A 23792-nucleotide genomic window follows, 5' to 3' on the forward strand; every position below is an offset into this window, starting at 1 on the left:
CAGATTACGTCGTCTGAACAACTCATCCTTTTATAGGGGATAAAATGGAGTAACGAAATCCTGTGGTAGTTCCCACAATTTCAGAATGTTCGGATTCTTCCTCGGCAAACTTTTCCTAAAAACAAGTCGAAAGGGGTTGCCTTAAACCGACTCCAAGATTAAAAAAATTTGGAATATTCTAAAAAACTAAAATCGATTCAGCGCCGAGATATACGCCCTCGAACAAGCCTCGATGATGTCGGTGGAACTTCCTTTGCCCACAACGCGATCGCCTTTGTATTCCAACGTAACCGAAGCTTCCGCCATTGCGTCTTGTCCTTCCGTCACCGGAGAAATCACGAGCCGTGAAACTTCCGGATCCATCCCGGTTGTTTTCTGAATCGCTTTGTAAATCGCATCCACCGGACCGTCACCGGTTGCGGATTCTTCTCGTACATGACCGTCGATAAGAATTCGTACGCCCGCCGTCGGAGTGCTTTTGGTTCCGGTGGAAACGGTAAATCCCTCGAGTTGAAAACGATCCCCCGTTGACTTTCTCGTTTCGTCGGAAAAGAGGGCACGGATGTCCTCGTCATAGATTTCTTTTTTGCGGTCCGCGATTTCCAAAAATCTTTGATACGCGGCTTCGAGTTCTTCGGCTTGCGGAGAAAAACCGAGTTTGACGATTCGATCTTTAAAACCGGCGCGTCCGCTGTGTCTTCCCAGAACCATTCGATTGGAAGAAAGACCGACCGTTTCCGGTTTCATGATTTCGTAGGTTTCTCGGTGTTTGATCACGCCGTCTTGGTGAATTCCGGATTCGTGCGCGAACGCATTGGCGCCGACGATCGCCTTGTTCGGCTGAACGAGCATTCCGGTAATCGTCTTAACGAGATACGAAGCGCGCGCAATCTCTTCGGTTTTGATTCTCGTTTGAATTCCGAGCGCGTCTTTGCGAGTTCTCATCGCCATAACGACTTCTTCCATCGCGGTGTTTCCGGCTCTTTCCCCGATTCCGTTGATCGTGCATTCGATCTGGCGCGCTCCGTTTTGAACGGCGGCCAATGAGTTGGCGGTCGCAAGTCCTAAGTCGTTGTGGCAATGCGCGGAGAAGATCGCTTTTTCCGATCCTCTCACATTCGTGATTAAGAATTTAAAAAGGCTTCCGTATTCGGCGGGAGTCGTATAACCGACCGTGTCCGGAATATTGATCGTTGTGGCGCCCGCCGCGATCACCGCCTCGCAGAGTTCGCGCAAAAATTCCGGTTCGCTTCGGGTTGCGTCTTCGGGGGAGAATTCCACGTCGTCCACGAATTGACGGCAAAGGGTCACGGCTTCCACGGCCATCTTCAGAACCTCTTTGGGTTCCTTTCCGAGTTTGTATTTCATGTGGATCGGTGAAGAAGCGATGAAGGTATGAATTCTTCTTTTTTTTGCGGGTTGAAGCGCTTTGGAAGCGGCTTCGATGTCGGCTTTCATCGCCCTTGCGAGTGCGGCGATGATCGGTCCTTCGGTTTCTCTTGCGATTCGTTCCACGGCCTGGAATTGAACGGGAGAAGAAACCGGAAAACCGGCTTCAATGATATCGACTTTCATCGTTCCGAGTTGAGCCGCGATCTCCAACTTTTCGTTTTCCGTCATCGCCGCGCCGGGACATTGTTCCCCGTCTCTCAGAGTGGTATCAAATATGCGAACGTAGTCTTCCTGATCTGTTGCCATGTGATTCTCGCAAAAAATTCTTCTTCCAGTTTTTTGGGTTTTACTCTTTAGACAACCAATTAAACGAAGAAGAATCCGCATTCTTCTCTGAGGACCCGGCTCATTTGAAAAAACCATGATCCGATTTTACGCATCCAATTTTCAATCCACGGACTGTTCCGTTTCCGCAAATCTTTACAACGAACTCTTCGGCTGGAAGATTCTTTCGAATTCGCGTTCCCACGCGGAAGTTTCCTGGGACCCCAAGGGAATTTTGATCTTCAGCAAAGAATCCAAAAATTGTCCGGTGAGTCCCGGAACCTTAACGGTCGTTTCTAAAAAGAACGAATGGGAAGATCTCAAACCCGTTTTGCTTTCCCGAGGGTTTTCGGTCGAAGCTCAAGATCCGAAATATGTTTCCGTTTTGGATCCTTGGAAGAATCGAATTTGGTTTTATTTCGACTGAGGCAGCGCTTCCATCGAATCGGCTTTCAATGTAAGCCGCACTTCGTGCTTTAAACGATCGTAATTGCCGATCGGAACGAGGATGATTCCTTTTTCCTCATAACCCGCCAAACCGGACGCGGTCGTTGTGATGACGGGTATTCCCATCGAAGCCGCTTTCAACAATTGTCTCGGCTGGTGTTCAATGTATGCCGGATAAACGACGAGTCCGATTTCTTCCCATGAATTTTGAAAGGGTCGAATCGATACATTCTCCCAGAATCCGTCCCGTTCGATCGCGTTTCCCAAAACATACAAGGAAAGATGGAGTTCTTCCGCCAATCGTTTCATTTCATAGGCGCCTTTTCTGCCTAACGCGGACCCGGGAAAAAGAATTCCTTTCTTTTCGGTACGAGGTTTCTCTTGCGTTTTCGGAAAAACCCAGCTCAAAGCAAAAGCCTGATTGGGAAAGGATTCCAGAATTTCGGAATGAGGAGACAGGATTCTCTGCGCGGAATTGAGAGCTCTGTATTCGGATTCGATCCAGGAAGCGGGGGCGCGAAAATCGTTTAACGTTTCACTCTGCGGATACCGCGTATGCGCTTGATTCAAACGTTCGTGCAATAGGAAGAAAGGAAGTCGAGTCATCAATACGTCAAACGTTCTTCCCGCAAAAACTCCCGCTTCCCAGAGAAAGGGTAACAGAGTTTGAGATACAACGATATGGGAAGCTTCGTAGGGAATGCGTTTTGCGGCGGCTTGCGCGAGAAGTCGATCCAATTCCAAATTGAGGCGAAATCGATTCGTTTGTTTTCCGCTCCCGTAACGAAGTTTGAAACTTCTCCAGAGCGCCGGCAGAAATAAGCTCTGAACGTTTTTTGCGGTTCGAACCGTCCAGTTAAACCGATTCGTTCCCCATCGCGTTCCGTTTTTCATCGGGACGATTACCGAATCTTTCGGTTTCCATTGGGTTCGTACATATTCATCCAATTCGGGCCAGACTTCATCGAGAATCCAAGCGGTAAAGTCGGCGGTAGGTCGATTGTTCCAACTGTGTTGGCTGCAAGAAATTCTTCCGCACGAATAACAGTCGTTTAAGGATTGGAAGTTCCGGGTTGAAACACTCTCTGACGTTTCCGGAACGAAATCGGCAGGCTCTTCGGTTTCCGTTTGAACCGGAGAAAGAGTCCGAAAACGGACAATCATACTTTCGGAGTTGAATTCGATTTCGATCCGGAAATCCACGGGAGAACGAAATCGAAGATCGACGTAATTCCATTTTACGGTCGCATCCCGGTTTTGTTCGGCGAGCGATCCGGGAATTACGGAAGAATGTCGATGTCTTTCCAAAATTTCGAAACCGGATCGAACCGCAACGTCGTACAGTGCATTCGAAATCTGGCATATACCGCCGGCGACGCTTGGAACGATACAACCTTCCCGAATCTCTCTTCCTAAAACATACCCTTTGCCGAAATTCGGGTTTCCGATTTGTTTCCAAAAACTGAATACTTGACCGGCCGAAACTTTGATGCCATTCAGCTTTCTTGCCGCGATTCGCAGATTCTCGATTTTTCCGGCGGTCAATATCTTATTTTCCACGGTATCGTCCGGATTCCAGAGAGGAGTTTCCGAAATCGCGAGGATCGAAGCGATGGACCATCGTCTATCTTCGTCTTTTTTCCAGAGAGGAACCGGAAAGAGAATATTTTTGAATCCTCTATATCCTTGAAGTAGCAATACCTTAAAGGAGAATCGAAGTTCGTCCGCACGCGTTTTAATGGGAGGTTGTGTTTCAGTCCGCTGCATCGATGCGTCTACCTCAACAAACGGAAGTTTATCCTTTGATTCAAAATCCTTTCGCCTCTTAGACTGCGATCCCATTTCAGTAAAAAAATTGTTTCCTGTTCTCTTCGAAAATTCAACAATGGATCTGAACGCCTTATTCCTCAAGAAACAGGCGGCATTCCATCGATGTAGTTCCGATTTCCCATTCGCGCGGAAGTTTCTTAGAACCCAAACCTATTTTGTTTTCCCAAAGTTTTTCGGTGGAAGCTCAAGATTCGAAGTATGGTTTCGTTTTGAATTCTTGGAAGAATCGAATTTGGTTTTCTTTCAAATGAGCGAATTCGCTTTCACTCGTATCTTTTGGCAAGCGGATCGTAGATCAAACGATATGTTTTCGACCGGAGAATCGCAAGATCCGGACAATCCTTAACGTCCCACGAAGCAGTAAGAATTATCTTTTTGTCTTTCAGGATGAATTGGTAGGTAAGTCCGCAACGATCGTCTTTTTTCTGCACGTTGACCCAAACGTCTCGATCTTCTTGCGGCAGGACCTGACTCCAAAAATGATTCCGCAGTTCCGATACGAATACGTCTTCGTAACCCGGAAATTCTTTTTGTAAAATCTCTTTTTCCAATTTAAAGAAATGAGATCTGGAAGTGAAAATACCGAACTCATTTTTTCCAAAATAGACGAATCGCTCATCTTCGAAAAGTTTTCGTACGTTCACGTCGATCTTTACGTGTCTTCGGTTTTTGATCCAGGATTGGAAAAATACATCCAGAGAAACTTCGGGAATTCGATTCAGATCGTTTCCCTTTTGTACGGTTTCAAAGGTCATGTCCGGTTTCATACTGCAAGAATGGAGTAGTAAAATCCCTAGGAATCCTGTTCTTAAAAAGTTCCGCAGGAAAGAAATCTGGATTTTCATATTTTTGCTCTCTATAAAGGCGATTTTGATTTTTGAACTTCGTTCAAAGCCAACGGTTGTCATCTTTTGGCTGAAACGCTTCCAAACTCAATTTCTCGCTTATAGGGTCACTCGAAAGGGCGCGTTTCAACCCGGAGAAAGGGGTTCCGTATCGGAGCGTCCTTCCTTGGTCGCTAATTGGATCATCTTCTCCGCTTCTTCCCCTAAATACCAGTCAATCAAACGGTGCGCTCCATAAATCAGAGGAGTGATCGCGATCGCAACGCCGCATTTGTAGAGGAAGTTGTTTGTAGAGATTTGATTCAATTCTTGGAAGGTAAGTTTTCCTCCTCCCAAAGCGATGTAGATCACTACGAAAGAATCCACAAGCTGAGAAACGATGGTGGAACCGGTGGCCCGCAGCCAGATGTATTTGTTTTGGGTCCGAACGCGGATAAAGTGAAAGATCTGGATATCGATCAACTGTCCGATCAAATACGCAACAATCGAACCTACGATGACTTTTCCGGAATTTCCGAAGACCACGTTGAACGAGTGATCGTCCACGGGAGAATTGGAGGCCGCGGGGATCGACATATCCAGCATCAATAGAAAGTAGGCCAGAAAGATCATAACCATTCCCACGAGGGTCGTAAACCGAACTCCCTTTCTGCCATAGTATTCGTTTAATAAATCCGTTACGATAAACGTGACCGGAAAAGGAATCACTCCCATCGTAAGCGTAAAGCCGAAGGAGACAAAAAGTTTAGAACCGGTTACTTCGGCTAAGATCAGAAAGCAGAGAAAGAACGCGTTTAAGGAGATAAATAATTTCACGGATTTGGAAAGAGGCATAAGCGGTTTTTTCCTCTTGGGCGGCGAATTCGTCAACCGGTAAAAAGAACCATTTGACAGTCTCTTCCCCTGTAAATCTCTGGAAGTGAGTCCGTAAAATCATCGAGTTCGGAAACTTCTTTATTTTCTTAGGTTTCGATTCGATAATCAGATAGTAACACCGATGGCACAGAAACAAGAAGACAAACACAACATCCCCGAAGGTTTGAGTAAACCCGTTCCTTTTCAGAAAGATTCAGAACCGAAAAAGAAGATCCTGTTCTATTCTTTTACCTGGTTTTTATTATCTGCCCTTTCTTTTTCTTTAGGAATCAATCTTCTGAAAAAAGGAGAAGCATCCGTCGCGGGTGAAACCGTTCGCACAAGTTCCGTAAGTATCGTAGACGGGCTTCGGGATTTGTTCTTTATCAATCAACCGGTAAACAATTCTTCCCAAACGACGGAACCTTCTTCCGATTCTTCCGCAACGGAATCCAAATCCTTCTTTTCGTTCGGTAAGGACGACGGAGATATGCCGGAAGCTACGCTTCTTCCGAAAGCGGACGACAACACCACATTCCGCGCTTCGACTTGGTTTTCCGATTACGAAGCGATGAAAAAAACCGTCCATCTTTACAACGAAATCCATCCGTTTATCTACGGAATGAAAGGCCGTGAAACCAACAACGGTGATTTGTATTCCAGCTGGGGAAGCACTCAAAAACACGAACGAGTCGCGGAACTTCGCAAACTCAATCCGAACGTTAAAATCATTCCTACGATTTTCCGCTGGGAAAACAAATACGAAAAAATTTCCGAAAACATCGGAATGAACGGACGCAACGATATCCGTGATCGACACCTCGCAAACATTCTTCACGAAGTGGACACGTACGGCTACGACGGAATCGACATCGATTATGAAGGAATGAGCTGCGAGAAAAAAGAGAAGTTCGAAGAATTCATCGTCATTCTTTCCAAAGAGATCCACAAACGAGGAAAGGTTCTTTCCGTCGCGGTTCATCCGAAAACTCCGGCTAAAAAAGAATCCCTGAAAGCCTGCAAAGGTTTAAAGGATAAGATCAAGATGGATTACGCGGAAAACTGGAGAGGGCCGATGACTCACGATTACGCCTTCCTCGCAAAATACGCGGATCGTATTAAGATTATGGCATATGAATTGCATCCTCGTAAATACAGAAACCCCGGTCCGGGACCGCAGGCTCCGAACATCTGGATCAAAAGCATTATTGAATACGCGAAAGCGAGAGTTCCAAGCCGTCAGTTGTATATGGCGATTCCTACCTACGGATACGATTGGGCTCTGAATTGCAACGCGAAGATCAAGTCGGTTTATTATCAGGATGCGGTTCGCAAAAAGGATCTCGGAATCCACAGACAACCGACTAACATCGATCAGATTCTTGCGAACACGAAGAACTCCGGTTCTTGGACGAATCTTTCCAAGTTTTCCTGGGTTCATACCGGAAAGACATACGAAGATCCGAGCATCTGGTATAAATCGGAAGGCTGCGATCGCGTCGCGTTTTACATGAACCGCAAAGCGTTCGAAGATAAGATGAATCTTCTGAGGCAATACGATCTCGGGGGATTTTCCTTCTGGCAGCTGATCAGCGACAACGATCCTGGAATCAACGATTATCTCGCGTTACTCGTTACGAACAAACTTCCCCCCGTGGAAAAAGTCAAAGAGCCGGTAAAAGATCCGAACGCTCCCGCAACGGAAACACAACAAACCTCTCCGGAAGAAGCGAATGTGGACCGTAAACATACGGAGAAATTTGCGAGAAAACAAGGTTAATACTCTTATCACAAACTCTCCTCTCGAAGCGGCTCAGATTCTGCTGAGAGGAGGGTTGGTTATTTTTCCGACCGAAACCGTCTATGGAATCGGAGCTTCCGCCTTCGACGAAAAAGCCTGCCGAAAAATCTACGAAGTAAAAAACAGACCTTCGGACAATCCTCTGATTCTTCATGTAGAGAATATCGCTTCGTTGAACGCTTGCGGAGAAGTGGACGAACGTGCGGCGCTTGTCTTTCGAAAATTTTCTCCAGGACCGATCACGGGGATTTTTAAAAAGAGAAATCAGCATCTTTTTACCGCAGGATTGAATACGGTTGCCGTTCGGATTCCTTCCAACTCGACCGCTCGTGAATTTTTAGAAGCCTGCGGAGTTCCCGTCGCCGCACCTTCGGCGAACGTTTCGGGCAAACCGTCCTTAACGAAATTGGAATATATTCTCGAAGAATTTTCCGGCAAGGTCGATTGCATTCTCCAAGGAGATGAACCAAGGATCGGAATCGAATCCACGGTGATCGATTTTACCGCAGAACCTCCGATCTTGTTGCGTCCGGGTTTTGTGGATCGAAAGGATCTGCTTTCGATTCTTCCCGACTTGCGGGGTTTGGAATCGCTTTCGGAATCGGCAGCGACCGCGGCTCCGAGAAGCCCCGGACTTAAATACAGACATTACGCTCCCGCGTGCAAAGTCGTATTAAAAGATTCTCTGAAGAATGCGCCGAAGGAGGCGGCTCAAATCGGTTTTGAAACGGAGTTTGGCTCCGTATTTGCGATTTCGGTTTCGTCTAACGAAGAGTATATGCGATTGCTGTATTCTTTCTTTGTGGAATGCGATCGCCGAAACATCGCAGAAGCTTGGTGTCAAATCCCCAAGGAAGAAAGCGGTAAGGAAGCGCTTTTGAATCGGATTCAAAAGGCGGCTTCCAAGTAATTCGAACGGGTCGCGATTAGAAAAAGTAAATCGCCGATCAACCCTGATTCCAAAACCGAGAAGAAAGAAGCGAGTCCGCTTCCGCAAAGTGAAACTTCTTTCGAAGAGGATCGGACAATAGGGTTTTAGAATATTCCAAACTTTGCGAAACGACCGAGTTCCATTCTCCCGAAAAACCTTTCGCGATAAAACCGGGAGTTAGAGACCGCAGAAAACTCTGAAACGTAAACAGAGTGGGCAAGTATCGGAGTTGCACTCGCTCGACCTTGAGTTCTTGTTTGATGTCTTCCAAAAGTCCCAAGAAATCCGTGATCGAATCGATCATTTTGTCCTTTAAGAATTGGCTGGAAGTGAACACCTTTCCTTGTCCGAATCGTTTGTCCAAAATAGAAACCTCGATCTTTCTTGCGTCGGAAACCCGTTTGTAAAAGAGTCCTTCCGAATCTTGAATTTCCTGTTCCATCAGTTTTTTGGATTCTGGATGAATCGGTCCGTATTCGGATAACAAATCTCTGTATTTGTAGAATCCGACTCTGTCTTTTGTAACCCCGAGTTTGGAATAAAAATTCTTCATGTCCAAACGAAGGGAGATGCTACCGATGCTGCCTACGATTCCGTACGGAGAGGCGTAAATCTTGGAAGCTCCGCAGGAAAGATAATATCCTCCGCTTGCGGAAACGTTTTGAACGTACGCATACACCGGTTTTTTCTTTTGGAGTTTGTGAATTTCCTGATACAGAAGTTCGGAAACGAAAGCGGAACCTCCGGGAGAATCCACTTCCAAAACGATCGCCTTGACGGAAGGTTCGTCGCGCAGTTCTTTGAGAGCGGATTTTACCGCGTGATACGAAATTCCTTCGGTTTTCCCTTCTCCTTTTCCGATCGTATCGTGATGAATGTTTCCTTTGAGGGGAAGGACGGCGACGATCGGATCTCTGCGCGAAACAAGTTTAAAGTTTCTTAATTTAGAAAAACGGTATAAAGAAGGGAATGTGAGTTCTTTGGTCGAAGGTTTTTGTTTTTCCTCGGAATCGTTTTCATAATGAGGGTAGAGAAAATTCTCCCGAAAGTCCTCTTCGTTTAAAAACCCGGTGATAAATTTCCGTTCCTTCAACGTCTTTGCGGATAAAAACGGTTCCGCAAAATTTTTGAGACCGAAACCGGTATAACGTTTGAAAAGAGATTCCAAATCTTCGGTCATCTGTTTGAGAAGCGCGTTTAAATTCTCCCTCGCTTTCGGAGAAAACTTATCCCTTTGAAAGGATTCACCAAAGGACTTATAAGGTCCGCTTTGAAACGTTTCGACTTTGACTCCCCATTTTTTCCCCGCGTTTCCGAAGAAAAAAGATTCCGCGGAAGGAAGCACTGGAAAAAATTCCGAAGCTTCCGAGCTGAATCGTTCGTTACAAACTCCGAGTAGAAACAGGGATTTGAGTCCTCCCGTTAACGCGAAACCTTCCAAAGAAACTCCTGATTCTTTTAGAATCTGAAGTCGTTCGGCGATGCTCAGGGTTTCTCCAAAACCGTATTCCGGTTGTTGGATAAGCACAGAAACTTTTTTGAGTTGGGGAACTTGAGAGAGAAGTTTGAGTTCGAGAAGAAAATCCGTAAAAAAAACATCCTCATCCTTGGAGGAAAGAAGCCGCATCAGGAACGATTTGCGGTAGTTTGCGAATTCGGAAGGAATCTCTAAAAAGTAGTGATCGCCCCGAAAGAATCGGAATCGAATCCAACGAACGAGTTGGAAGAATAAACGGAACGGAAGTAAAACGATTTGGAGAAATGTTCGAAACATGACGCCAGTCTAAGGATCGGATTCCTTCTGAAAAAGAAGAATTTCCTTTCGGAAAGGAGTTTTCAGATTTTCGCAAGCCGTAAATTTTAAAAAGTGAGAGGGTATTTCATTGCAGGAAATTCGGATTCGAGGAGCGAGAGAACACAATCTTAAGAATATCAACGTGGATATTCCGAGAGATAAGCTCGTTGTCATTACAGGTTTGTCCGGTTCGGGCAAATCGTCTCTTGCATTTGATACGATCTATGCGGAAGGGCAAAGACGGTATGTGGAGAGCTTGTCCGCATACGCCCGTCAATTTTTGGGTCAAATGGAAAAACCCGATCTGGATCTGATCGAAGGTCTTTCGCCCGCCATTTCCATAGAACAAAAAACAACCCACCGAAATCCGAGATCCACTGTCGGAACAGTTACCGAAATTTACGATTATCTCCGTCTTTTGTATGCTCGTGTCGGAAAACCGCATTGTCCCGAATGCGGAACTCCGATTCAATCCATGTCCATCGACCAGATTACCGCTCGTGTTCTCGCATTTCCGGAGGGGACCAAACTCCAAATTCTCGCACCCGTAGTCGCGGGAAAAAAAGGGGAGCACAAGGACGTTCTCGAAAAAATCCGCAAGGACGGTTTCAATCGGGTACGAATCAACGGAGAAATCCGAACCCTCGACGAAGACATCGTATTAAAAAAGAATTTTAAAACCTCGATCGAAATCGTGGTCGATCGGATCGTAATGAAGGACGGAATCCGAAGTCGTTTGGCCGATTCCGTCGAAACCGCCCTCAAACAATCGGAAGGACTTGTGATTTTGGACGACGGTTCCAAGGATCATATCCTTTCGCAGAAGATGGCTTGTCCGAACGGACACGATATCGGTTTTACCGAACTTTCACCGAGAATGTTTTCCTTCAATTCTCCGTATGGCGCCTGCGAAACCTGCGACGGTCTCGGAAGTTTGCTCGAATTCGACGAAGATCTTTTGGTCAACGATCCCGAACTTTCCTTAGTGGACGGTTGTATCGAAGCCTGGGCCGGTTCCAAGAGCAACGGCTTTTGGTTTATGGCGACTCTCAAGTCCTTATCCGATTCTTTGAAATTTAAGATGAACACTCCTTGGAAGGATCTGCCCGAAAAAACGAGACAGACGATTCTTCACGGGGATAAACGAATCAAAATCGAATACGATTTCCGCGGAGCGAACTCCCATTACGAATTCACGAAAGAATACGAGGGCGTAATTCCGAATCTGCAAAGAAGATACAAGGAAACCAAATCCGATTCGATGCGTCAATGGTTCGAGTCGTATATGACGAACCACCCTTGTCCTTCCTGCAAAGGAAAACGTCTGAAACGCGAAAGTCTTTCCGTAAAGGTGCATAACGTTCCCGTGGACGAGTTTACCTCGTATTCCATCGAGAAAGCGTTGCGATTTGTGGAAGGTCTCAAAGTCACCGGCGCGGAAGAAGTCATCGCCAAACCGATCTTAAAGGAAATCCACCAAAGACTCTCCTTCTTGAACGACGTAGGCGTAGGTTATCTTACGATGGAAAGAAGCGCGGGTTCCTTATCCGGTGGAGAAGCGCAACGGATCCGCTTAGCGACCCAGATCGGTTCCAGATTGATGGGCGTTTTGTACATTCTCGACGAACCTTCCATCGGTTTACATCAAAGGGACAACACGAAGCTGATTTCCACACTTAAAAATTTAAGAGATTTGGGAAACACGGTTCTCGTAGTCGAACACGATCACGAAACCATGGAAGAATCCGATTGGCTGATCGACATGGGACCGGGTGCGGGCGTTCACGGAGGTTCCATCGTTTGCGCGGGAACTCCGGCGGATGTCGCCAAACACAAGGATTCGTTGACCGGTAAATATCTTTCCGGAAGAAGAAACGTTCCGATTCCCGAAAAACTGCGGGACGGAAACGGAAATCAACTGCAGATCATCGGAGCCAAAGAAAACAATCTCAAGAACATAGACGTAAATATCCCACTTGGAAAGTTAGTCGTCATTACCGGAGTTTCCGGTTCGGGCAAATCCACTCTCATCAACGACATTCTTTACAACGCCGCCGCTCATAAGGTGATGAAGATGAAAACCTTGGCGGGAAAACACAAAACGATCAAAGGTTTCGATAACATCGACAAGATCATCAATATCGATCAATCTCCGATCGGAAGAACGCCCCGTTCCAATCCGGCGACGTACACGGGACTTTTCACTCCGATCCGGGAAATGTTCTCGGGACTCGAAGAAGCGAAACTCAGAGGGTACGGACCGGGAAGATTCAGCTTCAACGTCAGCGGAGGACGCTGCGAAACCTGCGAAGGCGACGGGATTCTCAAGATCGAAATGCACTTTTTACCGGACGTGTACGTTACCTGCGAAGTCTGCAAAGGGAAACGATACAATCAGGAAACATTAGAAGTTCGTTATAAAGGGAAGAATATCTTCGACGTTCTAGAAATGACCGTGGAAGACGCGAACGAGTTTTTCGAAAACATCCCCATCGTTAAACGGAAACTGGAAACGCTTCTCGAAGTGGGACTCGGTTATATCCGCCTCGGACAACCCGCGACCACGTTCTCCGGAGGAGAAGCGCAGCGTATCAAACTGGCGACCGAACTTTCCAAACGGCCCACCGGAAAAACGCTGTATATCCTGGACGAACCTACGACCGGTCTTCACTTCGAAGACGTTAGACATCTCTCCGAAGTTCTTCATACCCTCGTGGATCGAGGCAACTCGATGATCGTGATCGAACACAATCTCGACGTGATCAAACAAGCGGATTGGATCGTGGATATGGGACCCGAAGGAGGGGACGGAGGCGGTCTTGTGATCGCGGAAGGAACTCCGAAAGAAGTCGCGAAGATAAAAAATTCCTATACGGGTCAGTATCTTAAGAAAGTATTTGCTTCCGAGAACGCGTTGGCGGCCGCTTCGGAAAATTCTTCCAAAAAAAACGGAACGCTGGAAAAGAAGCCGACTCGCGAAACCAAACAAAAGGTGAATCGTTAAAATCGACGAGGCATTATGAATCTGAAAGAATTCTTATCTTCCGTTCCATCCGGCGAATATCGAAGCGTTTTTCGAGACGCCCTTCCGTATCTGGTCGAAGAGGGCTACTTTCAAGCGATCGCCGGAGGTTCTTTCGAAGGGTTTCACGAAAAGATCTATCAGTTAGGTTCCTATCCGAGAGGGATCGGTTTGGGAATCGCGATGATGGCGCAGACCAACGTCGCCGGAAGAATTCTAAAATTCGTTGCGGACGGTTTTCTCAACGAAAGCGGGAACAATCAGATTCTTCATAAGAAAGAAGTGATCGAGATCGGAAAGAATCTTTTGAAGGACGTAAGCACCGGCAAGGGAATTATCTCGATGGGGGTCAGCGAATCGGGTTGGAAGGGAAGAATTTCCAACATTCTCACCAGTTATAAGATCGAAGACGATCAAATCGTTCTCGATTTGTCCAAATCCTTTTTGACGAACGGGGCCAACTGCAACGGATTCTTGGTCGTCGCAAAATCTCCCGCGGACACGTTCGACGTGATCTATTTGACTCAGGACACTCCCGGGTTGGAAATCGAACTCTTCGATCTGGAATACGCAAAGGAAGCGACGCATTGTCGATTGAAAGGAAATTCGATTTCGGTTCCTTTGAATCATCTGATTTTTCTGAACTATCAGGGTTGGGCTCCCGAAATTCATCTTTCGGAAATGTTGTCCGCGTCCGCTTTGTTCTGCGGTTATGTGGACCTGATTCTAAAGGTGCTGATCCGGGAAAAAAAGGACGCCGTGGACCCGAGAACCGCCGGAAGAATCATGGACATTCAGCAATTATTATATTCTAAAATACTGGAAATCTCCCATAAAAAGGACACCGATCCGAATTTTAGAATGGAACAGATCCATCCATACGGTTACGAGACCGCCTTGGATTTGATCTACACTTGGCTTACGGACCTTGTGAGCGGGGTGGAACTTTCCAAAATGTTTCCGGACATCGGATTGTTCTATTCGATTCACCCCGGAAAAACACCAATCTATCAAAAAAACATTCTAAAAAAAATCAGAGCCTTGCGATAACTCAAGAGTTACGGTGCCTTTTCGTAGGAAGGAGTTTGTGCCGTTCTTTCAGTGATGGTGATGATGACCGTGATGGTGTGAATGGTTTTGCATTCCATGAGAATCTACGACGGAAAGATTTGCAATTCGTTTCGTCGTATCTCCCGTCTCGCACTGAACCGTAACGTAATCGATTCCGAACTCGGACTTTAAGATGCGATTGGCTTCCAACACGATTTCGTTTGCGTTCTTGAAATCGACGACACCGAGACGCAGCGTGCAGGCATAAACCCCTCTCGTAATCGCCCAAAAATGATAATCCGCAATTCGGGCAACTCCTGGAATCTTGGCGACGTGTTCTAGAATATGAGGAATTTCGAATGTTGCCGGAGACGATTCCAGAAGAACGCCGACGCTTTCCCGAAAGATTCCCCAAGCAGAACGCAATATCAAAATCGAAATCAAAATCGAAATCAAAGGATCGATCCAGTTCCAATTCGTAAAGTAGATCAGAATCGAACCTAAAAGAACTCCCGCCGTGGAAAGAAGATCGCTCAATACGTGAACGTATGCAGATTTGATGTTGATGTTCTCGCTGCTGAATCGAAACAGAATCCAAGCGCTGATTAGATTCAGAACGATTCCGGCAGAACTGTAAAAGACCATGTGAAAGCTGAGAATCTCTTTCTGGTTCTGAAAACGTTCGAGCGCTTCGTAAAAGATATAAAACGAAATTCCGAAAATCAGAATCGAATTCAAAAGGGAGGTGAGAATTTCGATTCTGTAATAACCGAATGAAAACGTGGAGTTCGGTTTTCTGGCGGCTAAAATCACCGCGATAAAGGAAAGGGACAACGCGATCGCATCGGTGATGATATGACCCGCGTCCGCGACCAAAGCGATGCTTCCGCTTTGAAGCCCGCCGAACAATTCTACGCAGAAGATACAAAGCGAAACGAGAATCGCGAGAAGAATCGATCGTTTGAGACCTTTCTCCTGGCTTCGCTCTACGTGATGAAGTTGAAAAAAATCATCCATCAACGCGGAACGACTACGATATCCACTCTGCGGTTGAGCGCTCTATTCTCGGGAGTATCGTTGGAAACGATGGGTTGAAATTCTCCGTAACCGGCAAGGGAGAAGTTTCTAGGATCGACGTTCTTGTTTTCCAACACGTAATGAAGAACGGACAAAGCCCGCTCGCCGGAAAGCTGCCAGTTGTCCGCGAACTTTTTCGTGCGGATCGGAACGTTGTCCGTATGACCTTCGATGATGATGAGGTTTCCTGGATAATTGCCGAGGATTTCTTTGATCTTATCCAATGCGGGAAGAATCTGTTTTTTCAATTCCGCAGAACCCGAGTCGAAGGAAATCTTATCGTCGATATTGATGACGAGACGGTTGTGAAACCGCTTCAAACGAATCTGTCCTTTTTTGATTTCGTCCGTGAGTTTGGCCTCGAGTTCGTTGGCCTGATCGGAAAGACGATCGAGTTCCTTCTTTTGATTGTCCGAAAGATTTTTGAGTTTGGAAATCTCGTCGTTCAACGAAAGGATTCTCGCTTCCAAGTCCGCGATCTTTTTCTCGTATTCTTTTTGAAGGGCTTCCGCCTTTTTCTGACAAGCGGCTCTTTCGCGTTCCAATTCTTCCTTTAGATTTTCCAAAAGTTCCCGGAACTTTCGGGCTTGTCTTTCGTTTTCGTCGATCAGTTCTTTTTCCTTGTTGGAACTTTTCGCTTTGAGAACGGCGATCTGATTCTCCAGAGCTTTGAGTTTTTCGTCGGCGAGATCGTTGTCTTTCGCGCGGAATTCTTTTTCTCTCGCGAGCAATTCCTCCAAAGAACGGATTTTAGAATCGTATTCCAAACGTTCCTTTCTGGAATTGTCGGTTTCGTTTCGATACCTGGTTCTCAAGGAATCCAATTCGATTTCCAAGGCGATCTTTTCGTTATACACCTTGTTGTATTCCCAAGGATAATAGAACGCATCCGCGGAAACTGAGTTCACGGAAAGAAGAAGACAAATAAAAAGTGGCAGTGAGGATTTCAGAAACGATTTCATCATGGTTGCACCTTCTTTCTACGATTGAGTAGTGTACGACCGGGTCAAATGAAAAACTCCTTTTTTGGTCCTCGTCGGGAAATTCATTGATCGGACTGTCAAGTTTTCAATTCTGTTCTCTGGAACCGTTTCTTGGGGAGAATTTTATGGAAGAAAGAGGAGTTAGCCACGGCCTATTTTCGGAAAAAGCGAATCCTTCTTCCTTGGAATGGATCGAATTCTTTTCCGAGAAAATCAAGGCGGGCGAGAACGAATTTTTAGATCGTTTTCTCAAACAAAATCACCCGGCGGACATAGCGGAGGTTCTGGAGAAGCTCGAAGAAGACGAAGCGTTTTCCGTTTTCAAACGATGCGACTCAGAACTTCAAAGTTCCATCCTCGTAGAGTTCGACGAGGAATTTCAGGCCGATCTGATTTCCCGTTTTCAGATGAAGGAGATTTCTCCGATCCTCGAAAACCTGGAGACGGACGAACTTTCCAACCTCATCTCCGAATTTCCCCGGGACAAGGCCGAGGAAATCCTCAACTCGATCGACGAAGAGGATTCTTCCCAAGTCCGAAAACAACTTACGTTCCGCGAATACACCGCCGGTCGTTTGATGAACACCGTTTTCGCTTCCGCGGTGGAAACGGATACGGTCCGCAAAGCGATCATCAAACTCAGAAAACTCGCGAAGGAAACGGACGACATTTATCATTTGTACATCACCGACGAAGACAACGTTCTCAAAGGTTACGTTAAGCTTAAGAATTTATTTCTAGCACCTCTCAATACGAAAGTGATCCGTTTGATGAAAACCGGTTTTACTTCGATTCACTACGATACGGATCAGGAAGAAGTCGCGAAAATTTTCCGGAAATACGATCTCGTTTCCGCGGCGGTCGTGGACGACCTCGGAAGGATTTTGGGAAGAATCACGGTGGACGACATTTTGGACATCGTTCACGAAGAGGCATCCGAGGACATTCTCCGTTTGGGAGGCGTTTCGGAAGAGGAAAAACTTTCTTCCTCCGTTTTGACTTCCGCGAGAAGAAGAATGGTCTGGCTTCTCATCAACTTGGGAACGGCTTCTCTTGCCGCGTCGGTCGTTTCGTTTTTCGGTAGCACGATCGAGAAATACGTATTGCTCGCGTCCCTTATGCCCATCGTCGCGGGGATGGGAGGAAACGCCGGAACACAATCGATCACCTTGATCGTTCGAAACTTAGCGACGGGGGATCTTTCCACCGGAAACTGGAAATCCGCGATTCGAAAGGAAGGTTTGGTCGGACTTCTCAACGGGTTTATGGTGGGAATCACCGCCGGATTGATCGTATATCTTTTTACCGGCAACTTCACGCTTTCGATGGTTATGTTTATGGCTTTGCAGGCGAACCTCGTCATCGCCGCCGTCATCGGAACTTCGATTCCTTTGCTCTTGCGGGTTTTAGGAATCGATCCGGCGATCGCGTCCTCGATTTTCGTAACGACGTTTACGGACGTGTTCGGGTTTTTCTGCTTTTTGGGATTGGCTACGATCTTCATTCAAATGTTATGATATTCTTATGTGAAAAGGTTATGCGATCCAAATCCTTCCCAATTGGAATTTTTTGTTAGAATTTAGTTTCGGAGAATCAAAAACGATGTCGGGTATGAAAGCAAAAACAGTTCTTAAAAACGCGGTCCTCTTGACCGGAATGAGCCTCAGCTTGTTCTGGATTCTTTCCTGTGCGACCGGATCCAAAACCGGGGAAACGGGAGAATCCGTAAAACACGAACCTGTTCCGAATCCCGCCGGTGAAAACGAAGTCGTTCTGGACGAAGAAGGCAAAGAAGTATCGTTGAACACGGGAGATCCTGCTTCCTTCTTAAAACCGTCCAAAGATCCGTTGGAATATTTCCGCGTTCATATTACCAGCGACGGATATCAACTTCGTCAGTTGCGAGGTTCCAAATTCATAAAACGAAAAGTGGATAAGGGCGGGGACGCGCTCATCAGCGAAGAACTCGTTCGCTACAACAAAATCAATTTCGTGGACGACGGGATCATCATCGTAGTGTTAAACGGAAACACGGGGGCTTTTGAAACGATTCGTTTTAATACGAGAGTTCCGAGAATCAACGACCTTGCAAAGATCGTTCAGAACGACGTCACGCGCTGGTCCATGGAACACTCCGAAGAAAAACCTGTCGTGACTAAATTTCAGATTCATTATTCCCTCGAACTGAAAAACAAAGTGGGCAGTACCCGCGACGCCGTGAAAGAAGAATTAAAAAAAGAAGTCATCCGCAGAAAATAATTCTCTCCGATCGTCATTGTCGCGTTTCCTTTTCCCGGCGGTTTTTCCTCCACGGAAATCGCCGGGACGATTTCGACCGCTTTGCAAGTTTAATGGTTGAATCGGATTCAAGTTCTCTTAACCTTTGAGCGCGACAAAACGAGCAAAAGGAGATTTTTATGGAATCACAAACCGTTTCAAAAGGTCAGCTCTGGACCGGAAGAGTTTTAAGCGGAATCGCAATCGCATTCCTGCTCATGGACGGAGTTGGGAAATTCTTCCTCGATCTTATGCCTAAGGAAGCGATGGAAGACGCGGCAAAACTCGCGTATCCCAGCAGCATCATGCCTTGGATCGGCACCACGCTCATCATCTGCACTTTGTTATATGCATTTCCCAAAACTTCCTACTTCGGCGCGATCTTATTGACTGGCTATTTGGGCGGTGCGGTCTCTGCTCACGTTCGAATTCTGAATCCGTGGTTGAGCCATATTCTATTTCCCGTATATCTCGGCTTTTTTATTTGGGGCGGTTTATATCTTAGAAACCTCGAATTACGCGCGTTAATTCCTTGGAGGAAGTAATGTAGATTTATATCCGAGCGGTTCGATTCCGACAGGAAAAAAACAGCCGGAAACGATCCGTGTTGGAGTCCGACTGACTCAGGAAGAATGTCGAACTGGATTGCGAATATTCCGATCGGAATCCCGAGGAAGGGTAGCGACAAAGCGAGAGATCATAAAACGAATCTTTTACAAAAGGTTTCAAATTTAGAATTTTATAAAATTCATATTCTTTGATGAATTCATTTTAAATAGCGTCGTATAAACCCTGCGAATACGCTGTGATTCCCTTCAGGGAATACTATGAATTTCTAATATTTCTCGCCTTGAATATGAGTGTGATTATTGTCTCTTTCGACTCTCGATTTCTGTCCGCATCCAATCAATTCGGATCGTTCTCGTGAATTGCAACGAGGAGAGACCATCTTACTCGCATTCAAGTGCGTATACTTTCGTCTTTTGATTTTTACGAGCATAGGAATCGTCAAAAGAATATCGGAAAGATATGATTTCTGAAGTCAAAAGTCATCGCGGAAGCGATGCTTTCTTTCCTTACGATCCTCTTTATTCTTTCCGATTTTCTAAGCCTTAAGGAATCCATCTCGAGAAAATGACGATTTTCTCTCGAAAAACCGAATCCACGGAAAACTTTAGGAAAAACTGATGTTTTACCGGAGTTGAGATCGAGGATACTTCGGTGTTTTTATTGGAAATTTTGGCGTAATTCTTTTTGTATTCCGCGAATTTTTACAAAAAGTTGCATCAAAAAGTTATAATCCATAAATGCAGATAGCTTTATGAGAAATTGTCAAAAAATAATTGAAATCCGAATTCCAGTTTGATAACTTAATAGTTTCGGCGTTTCTCCAATAAAAATACCTCGAAAAGACGTCTTTCGTATACTTTTATAATCTTATATGAATTCATTGGATCTAAAGAACATCGATTATAGGCGTATTTTTGAATCCGTACCCGGTTTATATCTGATTCTTCTTCCGAACCTGAAAATCGTCGCGGTCAGCGACGCGTATCTTAAAGCGACGAAAACGATCCGGGAGGAAATTCTCGGGAGAGGTATATTCGACGTTTTTCCGGATAATCCTTCCGATCCTAACGCGGACGGGGTCAGCAACTTACGACATTCTCTAGAATTAGTTTTAAAAGACAAAGCGCCGAATACGATGGCCGTCCAGAAATACGACGTCAGGTTACCGGATTCGGAAGGAGGAGGGTTCGAGGAGAAGTATTGGAGCCCGATGAATTCTCCTATTTGCGATGAGAACGGAGAAGTCGTTTATATCATTCATAGAGTGGAAGAAGTTACCGAGTTCGTAAAATTGAAAAAACGCGGAACGGAGCAAATTAAGGAAGCGGAAGAATTAAGAACTCTCACCGCTTCGATGGAAACGGAAATCTATCAAAGGGCTCAGGAAATCCAAAACACGAATAAAAAACTTCTCAGAGCAAACGAGGAACTCACTCAGAGAGAACAGGAAATCCAGGAAGTCTATCAAAGGCTCTACGATATCGATCAGCTCAAGTCCCAATTCTTTACGAATGTGAGTCACGAATTGAGAACACCGCTTACATTGATCATCGGTCCGACCCAAACCTTGCTCAAGGATCAGAGAATCTCTACCACACAAAGAGCCTTCCTTGAAACGATCGAAAGAAACTCATATACGCTTCTCAAACACGTCAACGATCTACTCGATCTTTCCAAATTGGAAGCCGGTAGAATGACATTACAATATTCGAATGCGAATCTTTCACAAGTGATTCAATACGTCGCCGCCCATTTCGATTCGGTCGCTAAGGAAAGGGGTATTGAATTCGTATTGAATCTTCCCGAATCTATTTCCGCTCAGATCGACGTGTCGAAATTGGAACGTGTGGTTCTGAACTTAATTTCGAACGCTTTTAAATTCGTCCCCGATCATGGTAAGATTCAATGTGAATTAAAAACGGAGGGAACCTCCGCTTGGATCGAAGTTTCGGACAACGGTCCGGGAGTGCCGGCGCATCTTCGGGAAAGAATTTTCGAAAAATTCCGACAAGGAGAGGAAGGCAACGCCCGCTCCTTCGGCGGAACCGGACTCGGATTGGCAATCGCAAAGGAATTCGTGGAATTGCATTTAGGTTCCCTTGGAGTTTTCGATTCTCCGTTGGGAGGGGCTCTTTTTAGGGTTCAAATTCCACTTGCCGCTCCGGTGACGGTTGACGATTCAACAATGGCCGGAACTGAGGAAATCGGACCGGCGATTCTGAGTAACGTTTACGAACTCAAGCGAAACCGGGAAGAAACATTAGAAGAATCTCATATATTTTACAATCGGCCCAAGGTCTTGATTGTGGAAGACAATCCAGAGATGCGCAAATACATCTTCGACACGCTTGCGAACGAATTCAATCTATCGCTTGCGGTGGATGGAAAACAAGGCTTGGAGAAAGCGATCCGCGAAAAACCGGATATCATCGTTACGGACGTTATGATGCCCGTGATGAGCGGGGATCAGATGGTGAAGGAGATTCGGAAATTACCCGAACTCGCAAATACATACATCGTCTTTTTAAGCGCGAAGTCGGACCAGAATTTTCGAGTCAAACTTTTACAGGAAGGCGCTCAAGATTATCTGATCAAACCGTTTACACCGGAAGAGCTTACCGTAAGAGTGCGGAATTTCACTCTTTTAAAAAAATCGATCGAAACACTCGAAACGGCCAACAAGGATATGGAAGCCTTTAGTTATTCCGTTTCGCACGATCTGCGCGCTCCGATACGAGGAATCGAAGGATTTCTAAATATCATTTTCGAAGATTTCGGTGAAAGCCTGGATCCGGAAGCGGTTCGTTTCCTCAAGATCATTCATAAGAATGTCTTATACATGAACGATTTAATCCAGGATCTTCTCAACTTCCACAGAATCTCGAAAATCGATCTGAAAACTCGGGTCGTCGATATGAACAATTTAGTCGAGGAAGTCATCCAGGTAGTTAAGGAAAATTATCCCGAAAAACATTATACGCTCCAGATTGAAAAGCTTCCGAACGCTCTGGCCGACGGAGCCAGTCTTAAACAGGTATGGATGAATCTGATTTCGAATGCGGTAAAGTATTCTTCCAAAAAGGAGGAGCCTACGATCAAGATCGGTGCGAAGCAATTGGACGGCTTTAACGCATACTTTGTCGAAGACAACGGAGTCGGATTCAATAGTAATTATGCGAATAAGTTGTTTAAGGTATTTCAAAGGCTCCACACGCAGGAAGAATTCGAAGGAACGGGAGTTGGCTTGGCGATCGTGGCAAGAATCATACAGCGCCACGGGGGGCAGGTCTACGCCGAAGGGATTTTGAATCAAGGATCCACGTTTTCCTTTACTCTCCCGAAATTATCAGGAAACGAAAAATATTAAGAGTATCCATAAAAGAATAACGAACGGGACTCACACTTATGAATAAATGGAAATTTCTTTTTTTAGAAGATTCATTGGTCGATTTGGAGCTGATCCAGAGACAGCTCAACCGGGCTAAAATCGATTATTATCCGATTCATGTGAGCGATTCCGAAAGTTTTTCGCAGGCCATCGTGGATCAAAAACCGCATCTGATCTTATCCGATTTCAGTCTGCCGAAATACGACGGATTCTCCGCTTTGAAGACGGCTAAAAAAATCTGTCCAGGAACTCCGTTCATTTTCGTATCGGGAACTTACGGAGAAGACGCCGCCATTCAAACCTTGACGATGGGAGCGACCGATTACGTTCTTAAGGATAGAATCGAAAAACTTCTTCCCGCGGTTCAAAGAGCCCTGCATGAAATCGAGGACCACGAGTTGCGAATTCAAGCCGAAAAGGAACGATACGAACTCGAAGAACAACTTCGGCAAAGTCAAAAATTGGAAGCGATGGGTGTGATGGCGGGAACTCTCGCACATGAAATCAACAATCCTTTGTTGGCGATCACTGAATATGCGGGGATGATCGCCAGAGGGGACATCGATCCGGAAAAAGCGAAACAACTCGCATCAAAAATACGGGATGAGAGCGCTCGCATTTCTACGATCATGAAAAACTTACTTCGTTTTTCAAGAGACGACAACAAGGGGACTTTGCATCCGGTCGATGTAAGCGAGATTCTTATCAAGTTGGAATCGATTACGCAGCAGATCTTTAAGATGAATCGGATCGATATCGGTTGGAAAAACGTCGAAACCGGAAATACGATTCAATGTAGAGAAGGACAAATCCTGCAGATTCTCGTAAATCTTATCAACAACTCGGTGGACAGCCTGAATCAAAAATATCCCGAATACCACGACGAGAAAAAGATCCGAGTCCGCGCTTCTTTCGTCGAAGAGGAAAAAAAGAAATACGCGCAGTTCGAGGTGGAGGATTTCGGAATGGGAATTCCGAAAGAAATTCAACGATCGGTTTTTAAGACATTCTTTACGACGAAGGCGGCCGACAAAGGAACGGGTTTGGGATTATCCGTAAGTTTGGGAATCGCAAAGGATCACGGAGGGAGTTTGAGTTTTGAAAGCGAAGTCGAAAAATTCACTCGGTTTCAACTAAGAATTCCTTTGTTTCATCCGAGTGCTCAGTAATATTTCCGTTTCTAAACAAGCATATTCACGACTTCT

The 23792-nt window shown here is 45.7% G+C and carries 17 protein-coding genes; 10 read left to right on the forward strand and 7 right to left on the reverse strand.

Going from position 1 to position 23792, the window contains the following annotated elements; translation table 11 throughout:
• Positions 1-186: 186 nt before the first annotated feature.
• Positions 187-1773 carry a 2-isopropylmalate synthase gene (locus tag DLM76_RS15680; RefSeq protein WP_118965853.1) on the reverse strand — a complete coding sequence of 529 codons (1587 nt, stop codon included), beginning with the start codon at positions 1771-1773 and terminating at the stop codon, positions 187-189.
• A gap of 40 nt (positions 1774-1813) precedes the next feature.
• Between DLM76_RS15680 and DLM76_RS15685 the strand changes: the two genes are divergently transcribed.
• On the forward strand, positions 1814-2143 hold the full coding sequence (locus DLM76_RS15685; RefSeq protein WP_118956611.1) for a hypothetical protein: 330 nt from the start codon (positions 1814-1816) through the stop codon (positions 2141-2143).
• Here the strand turns inward: DLM76_RS15685 and DLM76_RS15690 are convergent.
• The 3 genes from DLM76_RS15690 to DLM76_RS15700 form a co-directional block, all read right to left on the reverse strand.
• Complete coding sequence (locus DLM76_RS15690; RefSeq protein ID WP_158586393.1) at positions 2131-3930, reverse strand: VanW family protein; 1800 nt, start codon at positions 3928-3930, stop codon at positions 2131-2133. The genes DLM76_RS15685 and DLM76_RS15690 overlap by 13 nt on opposite strands.
• Before the next feature lie 326 nt (positions 3931-4256).
• Complete coding sequence (locus DLM76_RS15695; protein ID WP_225913602.1) at positions 4257-4748, reverse strand: hypothetical protein; 492 nt, start codon at positions 4746-4748, stop codon at positions 4257-4259.
• A 216-nt stretch (positions 4749-4964) separates the two neighbouring features.
• On the reverse strand, positions 4965-5672 hold the full coding sequence (locus DLM76_RS15700) for a queuosine precursor transporter (RefSeq protein ID WP_118956609.1): 708 nt from the start codon (positions 5670-5672) through the stop codon (positions 4965-4967).
• 163 nt (positions 5673-5835) lie between these two features.
• Between DLM76_RS15700 and DLM76_RS15705 the strand changes: the two genes are divergently transcribed.
• Positions 5836-7473, forward strand: coding sequence for a glycosyl hydrolase family 18 protein (locus DLM76_RS15705; RefSeq protein ID WP_118965774.1), 1638 nt, complete (start codon positions 5836-5838; stop codon positions 7471-7473).
• Positions 7454-8404, forward strand: coding sequence for an L-threonylcarbamoyladenylate synthase (locus DLM76_RS15710; protein ID WP_118965775.1), 951 nt, complete (start codon positions 7454-7456; stop codon positions 8402-8404). Before DLM76_RS15705 ends, DLM76_RS15710 begins: the two co-directional genes overlap by 20 nt.
• A 37-nt stretch (positions 8405-8441) precedes the next feature.
• Here DLM76_RS15710 and sppA read toward each other — a convergent pair whose 3' ends face one another.
• Positions 8442-10199, reverse strand: coding sequence for a signal peptide peptidase SppA (sppA, locus tag DLM76_RS15715; RefSeq protein WP_118965776.1), 1758 nt, complete (start codon positions 10197-10199; stop codon positions 8442-8444).
• A 109-nt stretch (positions 10200-10308) separates the two neighbouring features.
• Between sppA and uvrA the strand changes: the two genes are divergently transcribed.
• Positions 10309-13224 carry an excinuclease ABC subunit UvrA gene (gene uvrA, locus DLM76_RS15720; RefSeq protein ID WP_118965777.1) on the forward strand — a complete coding sequence of 972 codons (2916 nt, stop codon included), beginning with the start codon at positions 10309-10311 and terminating at the stop codon, positions 13222-13224.
• A gap of 15 nt (positions 13225-13239) precedes the next feature.
• Positions 13240-14292 carry an acyl-CoA dehydrogenase family protein gene (locus DLM76_RS15725; protein WP_118965778.1) on the forward strand — a complete coding sequence of 351 codons (1053 nt, stop codon included), beginning with the start codon at positions 13240-13242 and terminating at the stop codon, positions 14290-14292.
• 48 nt (positions 14293-14340) lie between these two features.
• Here the strand turns inward: DLM76_RS15725 and DLM76_RS15730 are convergent, their stop codons facing one another.
• Positions 14341-15309, reverse strand: coding sequence for a cation diffusion facilitator family transporter (locus DLM76_RS15730; RefSeq protein WP_118965779.1), 969 nt, complete (start codon positions 15307-15309; stop codon positions 14341-14343).
• Positions 15309-16331, reverse strand: coding sequence for an OmpA family protein (locus tag DLM76_RS15735; protein ID WP_118956866.1), 1023 nt, complete (start codon positions 16329-16331; stop codon positions 15309-15311). The genes DLM76_RS15730 and DLM76_RS15735 overlap by 1 nt, the downstream gene beginning before the upstream one ends.
• Positions 16332-16477: 146 nt before the next feature.
• Here DLM76_RS15735 and mgtE point away from each other — a divergent pair, with 146 nt between their 5' ends.
• The 5 genes from mgtE (at position 16478) to lvrB (ending at position 23756) form a co-directional block, all read left to right on the forward strand.
• Positions 16478-17869 carry a magnesium transporter gene (gene mgtE / locus DLM76_RS15745; RefSeq protein ID WP_118956602.1) on the forward strand — a complete coding sequence of 464 codons (1392 nt, stop codon included), beginning with the start codon at positions 16478-16480 and terminating at the stop codon, positions 17867-17869.
• A gap of 85 nt (positions 17870-17954) precedes the next feature.
• Positions 17955-18611, forward strand: coding sequence for an LA_2219 family laminin/E-cadherin/plasminogen-binding protein (locus DLM76_RS15750; RefSeq protein WP_118956601.1), 657 nt, complete (start codon positions 17955-17957; stop codon positions 18609-18611).
• Positions 18612-18769: 158 nt separating this feature from the next.
• Positions 18770-19174 (forward strand): DoxX family protein, encoded by a 405-nt coding sequence (locus DLM76_RS15755; RefSeq protein ID WP_118965780.1) that lies wholly within the window; start codon positions 18770-18772, stop codon positions 19172-19174.
• 896 nt (positions 19175-20070) lie between these two features.
• Positions 20071-22566: a hybrid histidine kinase/response regulator LvrA gene (lvrA, locus tag DLM76_RS15760; protein WP_118965781.1), complete on the forward strand. Its 2496-nt coding sequence runs from the start codon at positions 20071-20073 to the stop codon at positions 22564-22566.
• A gap of 38 nt (positions 22567-22604) precedes the next feature.
• Positions 22605-23756: a hybrid histidine kinase/response regulator LvrB gene (gene lvrB, locus DLM76_RS15765; RefSeq protein ID WP_118965782.1), complete on the forward strand. Its 1152-nt coding sequence runs from the start codon at positions 22605-22607 to the stop codon at positions 23754-23756.
• The last annotated feature ends 36 nt before the right edge of the window (positions 23757-23792 follow it).

This window comes from Leptospira yasudae, from assembly GCF_003545925.1.
Classification (GTDB): domain Bacteria; phylum Spirochaetota; class Leptospiria; order Leptospirales; family Leptospiraceae; genus Leptospira; species Leptospira yasudae.